Annotated in this window: 10 protein-coding genes; 5 read left to right on the forward strand and 5 right to left on the reverse strand. The window is 48.7% G+C overall.

The annotated features are described in order from the left end of the window. Positions 1–21: 21 nt before the first annotated feature. From DXZ20_RS02065 to DXZ20_RS02080, 4 genes are all read right to left on the reverse strand, one after another. Entirely contained in the window at positions 22–4,083 is a 4,062-nt protein-coding gene (locus DXZ20_RS02065; protein ID WP_163696122.1) for a TIR domain-containing protein, read from the reverse strand. Positions 4,084–4,249: 166 nt separating this feature from the next. Continuing rightward, on the reverse strand, positions 4,250–4,708 hold the full coding sequence (locus tag DXZ20_RS02070; RefSeq protein ID WP_163669520.1) for a DUF2141 domain-containing protein: 459 nt from the start codon (positions 4,706–4,708) through the stop codon (positions 4,250–4,252). Between the two features lie 125 nt (positions 4,709–4,833). Next, the gene (locus tag DXZ20_RS02075) at positions 4,834–5,055 is read right to left on the reverse strand and encodes a hypothetical protein (RefSeq protein ID WP_163696124.1); all 222 of its coding nucleotides are present in this window, start codon (positions 5,053–5,055) and stop codon (positions 4,834–4,836) included. A gap of 64 nt (positions 5,056–5,119) precedes the next feature. Then, a complete protein-coding gene (locus DXZ20_RS02080; RefSeq protein ID WP_163696126.1) occupies positions 5,120–7,669 on the reverse strand; it encodes a sensor domain-containing protein in 2,550 nt (849 codons plus the stop codon). Positions 7,670–8,088: 419 nt separating this feature from the next. On the opposite strand from DXZ20_RS02080, the gene DXZ20_RS02085 reads away from it, so the two are divergent. The 5 genes from DXZ20_RS02085 to arsH all read left to right on the forward strand — a co-directional run bounded on the left by DXZ20_RS02085 (position 8,089) and on the right by arsH (position 12,841). Beyond that, entirely contained in the window at positions 8,089–8,940 is an 852-nt protein-coding gene (locus DXZ20_RS02085; protein ID WP_163669514.1) for a sterol desaturase family protein, read from the forward strand. A 106-nt stretch (positions 8,941–9,046) separates the two neighbouring features. Further along, a complete protein-coding gene (locus DXZ20_RS02090) occupies positions 9,047–10,294 on the forward strand; it encodes an adenylate/guanylate cyclase domain-containing protein (protein WP_163669512.1) in 1,248 nt (415 codons plus the stop codon). 102 nt (positions 10,295–10,396) lie between these two features. Then, a complete protein-coding gene (locus tag DXZ20_RS02095) occupies positions 10,397–10,831 on the forward strand; it encodes an ArsR/SmtB family transcription factor (RefSeq protein ID WP_250565145.1) in 435 nt (144 codons plus the stop codon). A gap of 115 nt (positions 10,832–10,946) precedes the next feature. Next, on the forward strand, positions 10,947–11,987 hold the full coding sequence (locus DXZ20_RS02100; protein ID WP_163696129.1) for a permease: 1,041 nt from the start codon (positions 10,947–10,949) through the stop codon (positions 11,985–11,987). Positions 11,988–12,196: 209 nt separating this feature from the next. Beyond that, on the forward strand, positions 12,197–12,841 hold the full coding sequence (arsH, locus tag DXZ20_RS02105; RefSeq protein WP_163696130.1) for an arsenical resistance protein ArsH: 645 nt from the start codon (positions 12,197–12,199) through the stop codon (positions 12,839–12,841). Positions 12,842–12,967: 126 nt separating this feature from the next. Here the strand turns inward: arsH and DXZ20_RS02110 are convergent, their stop codons facing one another. Next, complete coding sequence (locus tag DXZ20_RS02110; protein ID WP_163696132.1) at positions 12,968–13,144, reverse strand: hypothetical protein; 177 nt, start codon at positions 13,142–13,144, stop codon at positions 12,968–12,970. Positions 13,145–13,304 lie beyond the last annotated feature (160 nt).

Genomic DNA, 13,304 nt, shown 5'->3' on the forward strand with positions numbered 1-13,304 from the left:
AGCTCTTCACTAAGACAATTATTAGAACTGACACACGCTACTCACCGCATCCGCACTGGGCGAGCGAATGTCTGCATCGTCTGACGTTACAAGAGCATGCTCGCGAATGCGATCGCACCCCCACCCCACCCAATCTTGCAGGCTGCCCCCTTCCCAACGTCGCAGAAAGCCATCACTGTTGGCACTGAGGATCCATTGGCCATCGCCACTGAATAAAACCGTGCTGGCGGTGGCATTATGGCCTGTTAATGGATTGCCAATGGGCTTGCCGGTTAAATCCCATAGCCGTAGGGTCTGATCTCGGCTGGCGCTGACAATATAGTCACCATCAGGGCTAAAGGTAACGGCTATCACATCGCTAAGGTGACCTCTAAACGGCTCGTCTACCATAGGGCGACCGTTGCTGTCCCAGAGTCTGAGGGTGCGATCGCGACTGGCCGTGATAAACATTTGGCCATCGGGACTAAAGGCCATGGCATTCACATCATCCGTATGTCCTTGGATGGGGTCGCCAATGGGGGTGCCCTCTAGATCCCACAGGCGAATGGTGCGATCGTCGCTGCCGCTAATCAGCCGCTGGCCATCGGGGGTAAACATCACCGTATTCACCTTATCGGTGTGCCCTTCAATGGATTGCCCTACAGGATTTCCCTGCAGATCCCATAGGCGGATAGTGGTGTCGTCACTGGCGCTGGCCATCAGCGGTTGGGTGGGATGAATCGCGACTGCATTGACGGGTGCCTGGTGGGCGGTGAGGGTTGCAAGCCCATAGCCCTGACGATTCCAAAGTTTAACAACGTTGTCTTCACCGCCACTGGCAAAGGTTTGTCCATCCTGACTAACGGCCACCGATAGAACTGCATCGGTATGTCCTTGAAACGTAAGGGCTCTGCCCCCGTTTGGCACCAGGTTAATCTTGCCGTCAGCCCCTGCCGTCACCAGGGTTTGGCCATCACCGCTAACTGCCATGGCATGCACCGCACCATCGTGCAGCTGGGTGGCCTGGCGCAACAGGACAGTTTGCATATCCCATAGCCGTAGTGTCTGATCTTCACCACCGCTAAGAATAGTGTTGCCATCGGGGCTAACGGCAACAGAATACACATAGTAATCGTGGCCAGTCAGGGGTGGTCCCACCGGCTGCCCATCTCGGCTCCACACCCGCACAGTGTTGTCGTCACCACCGCTAATCAACCATCGGCTATCGGGGCTAAAGGCCAGGGAGATGACATTATCGGTGTGGCCCTCTAGCTGGTGCCGTAGATTGCCCTGACGATCCCATATCCGCACAATGTTATCGTTACCACCGCTAGCGATCAGGCTGCCATCGGGGCTAAATACCACCGACATAATGGTACCGGTATGCCCTCGCAACGTTTTCAACAATTGCCCTTGAGGACTCCAAACGTGAAGCAGCCCATCTTCGCGACCGCTGACAATTTGTGTACGGTCCGGACTAAAGGCCACCGACCAGACCGTACTTTGGCCATCTGCCTGAAACGGTGGGTACAACAGTCGGCCTTGTCGATTCCATAACCTGACAGCCCCCCCCTGATCACCACTGGCAATCCAGGCCCCATCTGTACTGAACGCAACGGTCTTCACATGTCCCCAATGTCCTGCCAGTGGATTCCCCAACGGGTTGCCCTGCAAATTCCATAGCCGTACCGTTTGATCAGAACTGGCACTGGCAATGGTTTCACCGTCTGGACTAAACGCTATGGACCAAATATCATCCGTATGGCCTGCAAAGGGTTGACCAATCACATTGCCGTCTTTGTCCCACAGTCGAATAACAGCATCGAAGCCGCCGCTGGCAATGATCTCCCCGTCTGGGCTATACACCGCTGCCCAAACCGCATCTTGATGCCCTAGCAATCGGTTTTTTTCCACCGTCGCACCCATGGCATTTCGCAGGGTAGAGCGCACAGAAAGACGCAGTCCGTTCAGGTGGGCGCGGCTTTTGCCAACCAACTTGAGAGAGTCCAACAGCCCTTCTACAGGTTTAGTAATCAGTAACCGGCTGGTCTCCGCTGCGTTCTCATCTAGCACCAAACGACTGTTGTTCCTAAAGGCAATGGCACTGGCTCCCGCTGCAATCACAAACAAAATACTCACACCTGCCAGCAGAGATTGGGTAATTCTCATACGTCGCTTTTCACGACGGGCCTCGGCTTCAGCGGCATTCTGACTGGCGGTGATAAAGCTCTGTTGCTCTGCTGTGACGGCAGGGTTTTTCTGCTTTTGTTGTGTGTCTTGCAGCCATTGGGTTGCGATCGCACTCTCCGCCCCCCGCAATAGCAAATCATGACTCTGCTCTTTTTGCTGCCATTCCAGGGCGCGCTGGAGCCATTTTGTATGACTCTGCACATGGTCGCGATCCGTATCCAGTGTGCGGATGAGGTGATTAAAATGGGTGGTGAAGTTGCCCCGTTGCTGGCTAAAATCTAGCCACTGAACCTGGGCAAGTTGGGGATGCAGGTCAGCCGTCTCTATAGGCTGATGCAAAATAGTCACAAATCGCTTGTTAAAGCGGGCTCCATGGTCTACCTCTAATTTGCAATAGGGTGAGTTGACGGACCGAGGGGACAAAATAAACAAAAAATTGTCAGATACCTCAATGCCCTGGTAGATCTCTCGCTGAAAGTTGGCAGTACCTGCGGCAATACTCTCCTGGTCAAACCAGGTGGTTTTACCTTGGCTTTGCAAAGCGCCATTGATCTTACGGGCAATATCGGCATCGGCACTGGAATAGGAGATAAATACATCGATGGAAGACAGGGGTGGCTGGTCTAAACTGGCCTGGATAAAGTCATGGTGCAACGTCATTGCTGGCTGCACGGTTCGCCCAGTCGCTGTTTTTAACCAGGCCTCTGCATGGCTTAGATCATAGCCCCGCAGCAACACACTAGGATTCTCCTGTTGCCGTTTCCACTTTAAGGCTTTGGTCAAGAGAATTTTGTGCTGGTTATAATAAACCGCATCCTGGTTGAGGGTCTTAATCAACCCGTTTTCGTCCAGCTGATAATCATCTTGATTTAAGTTATCCGTTAAATCGATATATTGCAGTGAGGCCAGTTCCGGTGGGCTCTCAGCGGACCCCAAGGGCCTGACTAAAATAGGAATAATTCGCTTGTGAAGGGTCAGGGCATACTTCAATTCATACTGGCAATATTTGGACCGAAGAGAATCGGGCGACAGCAGATACACCATGGAATCAGCTTCTTCAATGCCCCGATCCACAGCCCGTTTAAAGGCCTCTCCTGTGGCGATATCCGTCTGATTACTCCAAACCGTAAACCCCTGACGTCGCAGCGATCGCCGAATGTTGTCCATAACGTTGGCATCCGCCTGGGCATAGGCCAAAAACACCTGAGTCATCATGTTGTTAGCATTTTTAATGCTTTCAGTAATGAACTCACAATGCAAGTCGGTGGGCTCACAGGGAGCCTGTTCGTCTTTAAACCGTTGTTTCAGCCAGGTTTCTGCTAGCTGTCGTTTTTCTCCTAATAGTAAAAACTCCGTTTGCTTTTGTTGTCGCTCCCACCCAAGGGCCTGATTTAAGAAGTGAGTGTGATTCTCCACATAGTCTTGATGACGATGGAAAATCTGATGGAGGTCCGTTAAAGATTTTTCAAACTCATCTTGCTCTGGCCGCATGTAAACCCAATTGATTTTACCAATCTGGGTGTTCATGTTGGGAAAGCTAGAATGCAGTCCCCTGGCCTGATAATCTTGCCATTGTGCATCGCCGCCGTGGGGATTTCGCTGTTGCCAGATTTCTCGATTAATCTGCTCTACGTGCAATATGGGGATAATCCGTTTTTGATGACGCTGGGCAATTTCAATTTCTTTACTACAATAGTCTGAGTTGACGGAGTGGGGTGAAATAATAAAGAGAAAATTATGGGATTTTTCAATGCCGCTATCGATCTGGTTCTGAAAATCTACGGCCAGGGGGATATCGTTAAAATCACACCAGATGCGATAGCCAGCATCCGTCAGCCGTTTACCCAGGTTGACAACAAATGCCTTACTGTCAGCACGACCATACGAAATAAAGGCATCGTAAACGTCACTCATAACAGACTCTAAAATATCGAGTTACTGGTGGTGATATACCCTGGTGATGATACACCCAGGGTATATGCCCTCAATATTTTATCTAAGCAAGCTGTTTGAATTCTTAGAATCTGCCTCACCCCCCCTTAAAATCAGGGGGATAAGTTTAATTTATCTAGAAGTTGCCTTAAAAATAGCTGAGTTCAACCTCGATCCTGTTTTCTGCGCCTGCTACCAAAAACACAGCGTCTCCAAATTCAGGTGGCCCGGTTAGCGCTTCTGGGTTTCTGGAAAATCCAAACCCCTCGGCAGGCATGCCGACAAAGTTGCGGTTAAACTCATTGTCGTTGTTAGCATCATGGAAGACTGAAACCGCATAGCTACCAGGGGCCAGATTCTCAAAGGTGGCTACGGGGGGGGAGTCCTCTGTCAGCGTTAAACATAGGCTTTCCAGGGCCTCTTCTCGATCCCCAGGAAATCCATCGCTGCTATTAAAGAGGTTAAGGCAGACCTGTCCTTGGGGGGTATTGACACCACTGATCTCTACTGCCAGCTGGGTGTGCTCAAGTTGCCCATGGGCCGGATAGGCTAAGCTGCCCACCGTGGTCATCATCAGAACACCAGCTACAACATGGCGATTATGCATTTGTAACCTCCTAATGAACGTTTAGTTAGTGAGCCGATTAACTCTACTCATTCCCTATTGTGCTATCCGCATTCTAAAATCGGCTGCGTCTATTCTGCGAAGCTTTGGTAAACAATTTTCTGGAATTATTCAGGGGATAAAAAGCCCTGGCCCCAGATGGGATCATAGCCAGTGGTCAGATCTGAGGCTAAAAACGCCTCTAACGATAGACCGTTTGCGATCGCACGTTCCGTCACGCCCCTTACATCCATCAGCATTTGCCGATAGGCCTCTAGCTCAGCCCAAGGGGAAAGGGCACCATGACATCGATAAACGGATAGACCCCATTGAAAGCGATCCAGTCTCATGAATGTGACTCATTAACGATTTAGTTATATGTAGCACATTTAACAAAAAACAAATCAAAATTAATTATTCAGACGCATCCCTGGGAAAATGAGGCCGCTGGAAAGATTGCTCTTGAGCTAACAGATCGGTTGCTTCCTCTACCCCCATAGGTTCAGCACAATAGTCTCCTTGTACCGCATTGCAACCTATTTCTTTTAGCCAATGCAGTTGTTGCCGTGTTTTTACACCTGCTGCAATCGTTGTCAATCCCAAAGACTGGCACATGGTAATGATTGACTCTGCAATAATCTGATTGACTCCGTTTAATTCCATTGAACTCACAAAGCCTTGGTCAATTTTGAGGGCTTTTACAGGTAGCTGATGCAAATGGCGTAGGCAGGAGTATCCTGCTCCAAAATTATCAATAACAACGCCCACACCAAAGTGCTTGAGTTGATTCAGCAAAGGTTGGGTGGTTTCATAATCCTGCACCAGCATGCTTTCTGTTATTTCAATCATTAAACTGTTGTCTACAGGTCTATGGACGGCTAAAACTTTCTCAAGCTTGACCAGTAGCGATTCCTTGAGGTGTTCACCTAAAAAATTGATATTGATCCCTGGAGAATGTTCAGGAAAATGAGTTTGCCAGAGCACTAACTGCTGACAGGCTGTTCGCAACACCCATTCGTCAATAGGGGCAATCAGCCCAATCTCCTGGGCAATGTCAATAAATCGATCTGGCAACATTAGTCCCTCTTCAGGATGCTGCCAGCGGAGTAGGGCTTCAAAGGCTTCTATTTTTTGAGTTTTCAGATTAACAATGGGCTGATAGTAGAGTGAAAATTCTTCATTTTCCAATGCCCTGTGCAACTTGTTCTCAAGGTGCAGTCGCTGCACCACCTGTAGATGCATGGTGGAATCAAAGACAACATACTGCCCTCGCCCCCTACGCTTAGCGTCATACATGGCGACATCGGCATCGCGCAAAAGTTCAGAGGCTATGTAATGATGTTGTTGTCTGGATAGGGCAATACCAATACTTACCCCTGGAAATAACCGTTGGTTCGCAATGTTAAGCGGTGTTTGCAGCACTTCTAAAACGCGCTCTGCCACCATGGTGGCTTCTGCCAGGTCTCCAATCTCCTCTAGGAGAATGACAAATTCGTCGCCGCCCAAACGGGCGGCTAAATCTGTTTCTCGAATGACGCCCTTGAGTCTGGTGGAAATTGCCAACAGCAGCCTGTCTCCAACGGAGTGACCCAGGCTATCGTTGATGACCTTAAAGTTGTCTAGGTCTAAAAACATTACAGCCAGCTGGGTTTCATGGTGTCGCTTGACTCGTTTAAGGGCCAACTCTAAACGTTCCATCAACAGACTACGGTTGGGCAAGCCCGTTAGCGCATCGTGAAACGCATCATGTTTTAATTTCTCTTCTGCTTTGATGCGATCGCTAATATCCTGAATAACAGCCAACGTATGTTGAGGATTACCTTGGGCATCTTTTACAATGGATACTCCCGTATTGGACCAAAAAAAGCTACCGTTTTTTCTTAAATAGCGTTTTTCATGAAAAAGGTAAAGGACTTCATTGGTAAATAGCCTGTGGGCCATAACCTGACTCTGGTCTCGATCATCCGGATGGGTAATCTCGCTAATGGGTTTGGCCAGTAATTCTTCGCGAGAGTATCCCAGCATTTCATAGAAGCGGGGGTTGGCATCAACAAATTTGCCATCGAGCGTGCCATTGGCCAACCCAACAGCGGCTTGATTATAAATACTGCGATAGCGTTCTTCACTGTCCCGTAGGGCCTTCTCAGTCTGGCAGCTCTGGGTAATATCGACGGCCATCGTAATGGCAATGCGTCGACCATCTGCCAGCTTTTCTAACGGTGCGGAGCTAAACTGCCAGATCCGCTGCTTGCCTTTGGCAATATTGATAGTTTGTGTGTCCTCATCTCCACGAGATGCCAGACTATAGTTCTTCGCAATGACAGTTTCGAGCATCTCAGTCGCCCTCTCACCATAGGCTAGCTGGGCCCATACTTGAGTAGTGGGCAGATCCTTCTGGGTAAATCCTGTCAGCTCAGTCCAAGTACCGTTGATATGCAGGACCTCACCGTCTTCGGCATGGATCATGATCGGAAATGGAGCCATTGCGATCGCACGGCGAAACCGTTGCTCACTCATCTGTAGACGGGCCTCTGCCTGTTTGCGATCGCTAATATTCTGCACCAGCATCAACACTTCATCTGCACTACAGGGAACAACCCTAACCTGCTCGATTTGTTTGTTGCCATCAATCAAAAGAGTGTGTTCATAGGTTTCAATCGATTGGGTTGCCAACGCCTTTTGCAAAGCCTCTAACCGTTTTTGAGCGATATCTGGCGGTAGCCGATCAGTGATATGGGTGCCTACCCAATTTTGTAGTTCACCGAGGACGGGAAAGTCGGGGGACGCTAAAAACTCAAGATAGATGCCATCGCGATTGATGCGCATGATCAAGTCAGGTAAGGCATTAATGAGGGCCCGATGGTGGGCTTCACTGGCCAGCAACTCGGCCTCAACCTGCTGGCGACGCTTAACCTCTTGGTTTAATCGATAATTTTGTATGGCAACCACAATCAAACTGATCATCGAGCTGCCCAAAGCTAGCATCAGAACCGTTTGCTTTATTTCCAAATCAAGCTGTGATGTGAGCTTTGGCGAGCCAAGCCACTCTCCCAAAAAATAGAATTGTAATCCAATTGAACTACCCTCAAGCATACTCGTAGATTTCTAACTTTAGTACAGCGTTAAAAAGCCTCTGTACTCGAATACTGACGTTCTAATGGCTCTATTTGTGGCCTCTAATCGACTCTAAGAATATTAGAAACATTAGTGTTGATTCATAACCATTATCTTTTTTAATTCAAAAAATAAATAATCATACAGGTTGCTGAACAAAGTGCCCCATCTATGTCAAGAGGAGACCTAGACAAAGTGCCCTATTTGTGTGACGAGGAGACCTAGACTAGATATAGATGGCCTGCTCCATACACTAGAGGACGTATAGAATGATGATCGGCGAGCTACAACTGTTGGAGTATGAGTTTACGATTCGGTGTGGCTTTTTCTTCGGCATACTTATGTTGATGCAACTATGGGAAGCCATGGCCCCTTGCCGGCATTCCTCATCTCCCAGGGTAATGCGATGGTTTAGCAATGTTGGATTATTGACCCTGGGTACGATTGTGTTACGAGCCATCTTTCCCTTGGCATCATTAGGTGTTGCTGCCATTGCTAAGGAACAGCAATGGGGAATATTTTACACGTTGCCTCTGACGCACTGGCAGACTGTAGTGCTATCTGTTATCTGTCTGGATTTCATTACCTACCTAAACCATGTCCTGTTTCACGCCTTGCCAGCACTGTGGCGATTCCATCGAGTGCACCATGCTGATCTCGACTTTGATGTGACGACAGGCCTAAGATTTCATCCCGTTGAAATCTTGCTATCAATGGCCAATAGAATGATTATCATTTTGTTGTTAGGGACACCCATCGTTGCTGTATTGATATTTGAAATCATTCTCAATGCAACATCAATGTTCAATCATGGCAACGTTCGTTTACCTGCCCCATTAGAGCGCTTACTACGGCTGTTTGTAATCACTCCAGACATGCATCGCATCCATCATTCTGCCATCACCAAAGAAACCAATAGCAATTTTGGCTTCAATATTCCCTGGTGGGACTACATCTTTGGAACCTATCGCAGACACCCCTTGGCTGGCCATCAAGAGATGGTCATTGGCCTTGTTGAACACCAGCAAGATTTACGGGTTGTGCAGTTGCATTGGATGCTGGTTTTTCCTTTTCTCAACCATTTATCAAAGACTGAAGAGCCAGTCCTTCGTACCCGCTAAGACATGGGCACGGGAGATATTGCAAAGATCCAAAAAATGGAGCGCTAAAATTAGTTAGATCCGTTGGGGTGCTGCTGAATACGTAGTTTTATAGGCAAAGGAATATATGACGAAGCCTAAAGAGGCCCGTTTTAGGCAACCTACAGTCCAGCCTATTCAGGCTGCTGTTCATCAAGTCATTGCCAAAGAATCCCTTAGCAACGAGCGTAAGGTTGCCTATGTCAAAGTAGTGGTGGTGCTAATTTCAAGCATTCTAGATGTGCTCGTTTTCTTTTTCCCACAGCGCATCATCGGTGAAGCCTCTGTTTCGCCTACCGTTGCTCTGATTTCTGTTAGTGCCTGCATCATATATAGCGGCTTTCTCCTGGCCCTATGTCAGCCGACTGCCTGGCGCTGGCTACCCAAGCTACAGATTGCCATTCCCCTGTTTGATGGCCTGTTACTCGCACTTTTCATTACCAATATTGCAAGTGTCTTAGGGGAAACTCAACCCAAAATTGTCACTAACGTTGCTGCATTTTGTTGTTTACTAGCGGTCTCTGGCGGTATTCGTATTCGCCGTCAGGCGTCAGCGATTACCACCGTTTTAGCCCTTGCCAACTTTACCTATGCTATTTTTCTGTTTCAGTTAAATCTAGCAATCGGTGTGTTTGCACTGTTTACCATTCTGGGTACCGGGCTCATGGGCATGCTCACCTCTGGCATTGTCCGCCGCCAAGGCAAAAATGAAGCGGGCCGTCTATTGATGCAGCAGTTTCTGCCAGCGAATGTTGTTGACGCGGCGTTTGAAACACCGACAGATCTGATAGAAGAGCCCATGACCTTTGATGTCACGGTTATGGTGACTGACCTACGCGGCTTTACTCACTATGCGGAAAAACTTGAACCCGCTGATGTATTTGAGTTTCTGAATCAGCTCCAGGGTCTTTTGTCCACCATCGTCAAACGCCATGATGGTTGGGTTACCACCTTTATGGGGGATGGTATGCTGGCCGTCTTTGGTGCGCCAAACGTGTTAGACAACCACGCAGACCATGCAGTACAGGCGGCCCAGGCAATTTTGTCAGAGGTCGAACAACTGAGCCCTTTGCCCATTGGCATTGGCTTACATTCAGGCTCCATCGTTGCCGGTTGCCTAGGCACCGATGGTCATCTGGAATTCTCTGTGATTGGAGATACGGTCAATGTTGCTTCTCGACTGGAATCCTTAACGAAGGAAGTGGACTCTTCTCTATTGATTAGCAAAACTACTCAGCAACGCCTCAAAAGCCTATCCCTTAAATCCCTAGGCCAATTGCCTATCCGGGGGCGTGATCAGCACATTGAAGTGTTTGTGCTGCCTTCAGGTGAATAGTTTGTTGACAATATTTACGATTGCTGGTCTGGAAGAAAAACCCGTCTAGTGCCATTGCTATTTGACGGTATCCCACAACTAACGTCATCTTGAGGATCAGCAATGCCCAATATTTTCTGGGCCCTTGACAAAAACGTGTATTTTGATGATCATCGAAATATGTCAGATAGCCAATCGCGTTCCGTCGAAGAAATAGCCGCTGCCTTTGCGGCCCTTGGACAGCCTTCACGACTTAATATCGTGCGGCTTCTTTTATCGGCCCATCCCCAAGGTTTACCTGCGGGCGAAATTCAACGGGAGCTAGGGATTACGGCTTCAACGCTGTCTCACCATTTAGATAAACTGCGTCAGGTTGGGCTGGTGCAGGCTGAGAAGGATCGCCAATGGATTTGGTATAGCGTCCAGTCTGATGCCCTTAAGTACCTGATTGATTTCCTTTTTGAGGAATGCTGTACCCGTAATCGAGTTGTTGATCCTGAAACCTTTGAACTAACTGACGTCGCTGAACCTTTGCCTTGTCCTGATCGTCCGGATTGATTTTTGGTGGGCGGTGCCCACCCATTGGTCGGGGCATTCCATGAAATGCCCCGACCAATGAAAAATTTTTGACCTTTATTTTGATGTTTTTCGAAATACCGAAGGACTGCCCGTCATGACTTCAACTGTCTTCAATCGCTTTAATCGCAGTGTTCAACAGCTAGATAAGGTTTTTATCACCATTGTCCTTATCTTTCTTGCCTTGGCTATCCTGGTGCCGCCTCAGTTTTCTGGTAGCTTGGGCTTCCTGGTCAGCAGCCTGGTGCAGGTGTCTCCCTTCTTGCTACTGTCTATCGGGATTGCGGCCTATGCCCAGGCCAGTGGTGCAGATAATCTGATTGCCAAGGCGTTTCAAGGACGTATCTCGGTAATGATTGTTGTGGCTTCCCTATTTGGAGCACTTTCGCCCTTTTGCTCCTGTGGTGTGATCCCACTAATTGCGGCGCTCCTCTCCGTGGGGGTGCCGGTTTCAGCGGTGATGGCTTTTTGGCTATCTTCCCCACTGATGGATCCGTCCATGTTTATCCTTACCGTGGGTACTCTGGGATTGCAATTCGCCATTGCTAAAACCCTAGCGACAATTGCCATTGGTCTGCTGGGCGGTTTCGGTACGCTGGCCTTGATGAACTTGGGTGTATCGACTGTAGCCTTCAGAAATCCTTTGCGTGAGGGAGCCGGTAATGGTGGCTGTGGCGGTAGTCGCGTACGGAATCCTAAGCCGGTTGTGTGGAAATTTTGGCCTGAGGCGGAGCGCCGCCAGAAGTTTTGGCAGGGAGCACGTAACAATGGCTGGTTCCTGGGTAAATGGCTAGCGCTGGCATTTTTGCTGGAGAGTTTAATGCTGGTATATGTACCCAACGCCTGGATTCAGACGATTGCAGGAGATGGTAGTCTGTTGTCCGTGGTGGGTGCAGCTCTGGTGGGGATTCCCGCTTACCTGAATGGATATGCAGCATTACCTCTAGTCGCGGGTTTAGTGAATCAAGGTATGGCACCGGGGGCTGGTATGGCATTTTTGCTGGCAGGTGGGGCCACTAGTATTCCAGCCATGATTGCAGTCTTTGCATTGGCTCGTCGCCCAGTGTTTTTGGCTTACTTAGGCTTTGCCTTTATCGGTTCGGTGACAGCGGGCTTAGCCTATAGTGTGATGTTTTAAGGAAGAGGTCGGGAGTCAGGAGATAGGGGAGAGAATTTTTCTGACTCCTGACTCCTGAAATCTGTCTCCTGAAACTTCTGACCACAGCTCGTTTACTCAGTATCTTTTACGTTATCCAACCATCCCCATGCATCATCGTCACTAGAGTAAACGGTTTTATTTCTCTACCCATTCACTTTCATTTTCTCCCTTTCCTTCTAATTTTACCCATGACATTTGACCACAAACCACGCATTCTTTTTCTTTACGGCTCTCTTCGTGAACGCTCTTACAGTCGTCTTCTAGCGGAAGAAGCTGCTCGTATTATTGAAGACTTTGGAGCTGAGGTAAAGTTTTTTGATCCTCGAGGATTACCCCTCCACGGTGCAGAACCGGATACTCATCCGAAAGTGAAAGAGTTGCGTGACCTCTCGCTATGGTCAGAAGGACAGGTATGGTCGAGCCCTGAGATGCACGGCAACATCTCAGGGCTAATGAAAACCCAAATTGATTGGATTCCCCTAAGCATGGGAGCCATTCGCCCTACCCAGGGCCGTACATTGGCTGTGATGCAGGTATCTGGCGGTTCCCAATCCTTTAATGCGATTAATACCATGCGAATTTTGGGACGCTGGATGCGGATGTTTACCATTCCGAACCAGTCCTCTGTGGCTAAAGCCTATCAAGAGTTTAATGAAGACGGCACCATGAAGCAGTCCGCCTACCGAGATCGAGTGGTAGATGTGATGGAAGAACTCTATCGGTTTACCCTGCTACTACGAGACAACGTAGATGAACTCACCGATCGCTACAGTGAACGTAAAGCAACTGCAGCGAAACAGCTAGAAGAAACGGCGAAAAACGCTCTGACCTGACCCATAGAGAGCCAATCCATAGGGACCCATGCCTATGGGGCCTGGGATACGGGTATGCAGCCAAATCTTTTGTAGGGCGCACGGCTGTGCGCCCCTACGGAGATAACCCGATGTAATTTTGTTTTTTTAACTTTTATCCCTCTGATCGCGATTGTAGGTAACCACTTCGTGGAGGGTGACCCTACCATCTTCGTTTAGATCGGCAATGGGGTTGCCAAGACCTACCTGGGCAGCACTGGCCGCGCTAGCCACTGCCCCCATGGACATCAAAACTGTTAGTGTGGATAAGAAGAAGCGTTTCATTTCAAAAACCTCGATGCAATGCAAGGTGTTAACCAACGGGTTATCACCTCTGACAGTTTTTAAGATAGAAAGCTCGTCTGAGTCTCACCGCATACTTGGTTAAGATCCAGCTGAGAGTTAAATGAACAAAATTAATCTTCTTGAGAGAATGAATGATAGT

Source organism: Adonisia turfae CCMR0081, from assembly GCF_011009555.1.
In the GTDB taxonomy this organism is placed as follows: domain Bacteria; phylum Cyanobacteriota; class Cyanobacteriia; order Phormidesmidales; family Phormidesmidaceae; genus Leptothoe; species Leptothoe turfae.

What these genes read in the sequence shown, in the direction of transcription:
- DXZ20_RS02065 (WP_163696122.1), bottom strand. Translation starts at nt 4,083, where the DNA reads ATGAGTGACGTTTACGATGCCTTTATTTCGTATGGTCGTGCTGACAGT.
- DXZ20_RS02070 (WP_163669520.1), bottom strand. Translation starts at nt 4,708, where the DNA reads ATGCATAATCGCCATGTTGTAGCTGGTGTTCTGATGATGACCACGGTG.
- DXZ20_RS02075 (WP_163696124.1), bottom strand. Translation starts at nt 5,055, where the DNA reads ATGAGACTGGATCGCTTTCAATGGGGTCTATCCGTTTATCGATGTCAT.
- DXZ20_RS02080 (WP_163696126.1), bottom strand. Translation starts at nt 7,669, where the DNA reads ATGATCAGTTTGATTGTGGTTGCCATACAAAATTATCGATTAAACCAA.
- DXZ20_RS02085 (WP_163669514.1), top strand. Translation starts at nt 8,089, where the DNA reads ATGATGATCGGCGAGCTACAACTGTTGGAGTATGAGTTTACGATTCGG.
- DXZ20_RS02090 (WP_163669512.1), top strand. Translation starts at nt 9,047, where the DNA reads ATGACGAAGCCTAAAGAGGCCCGTTTTAGGCAACCTACAGTCCAGCCT.
- DXZ20_RS02095 (WP_250565145.1), top strand. Translation starts at nt 10,397, where the DNA reads ATGCCCAATATTTTCTGGGCCCTTGACAAAAACGTGTATTTTGATGAT.
- DXZ20_RS02100 (WP_163696129.1), top strand. Translation starts at nt 10,947, where the DNA reads ATGACTTCAACTGTCTTCAATCGCTTTAATCGCAGTGTTCAACAGCTA.
- arsH (WP_163696130.1), top strand. Translation starts at nt 12,197, where the DNA reads ATGACATTTGACCACAAACCACGCATTCTTTTTCTTTACGGCTCTCTT.
- DXZ20_RS02110 (WP_163696132.1), bottom strand. Translation starts at nt 13,144, where the DNA reads ATGAAACGCTTCTTCTTATCCACACTAACAGTTTTGATGTCCATGGGG.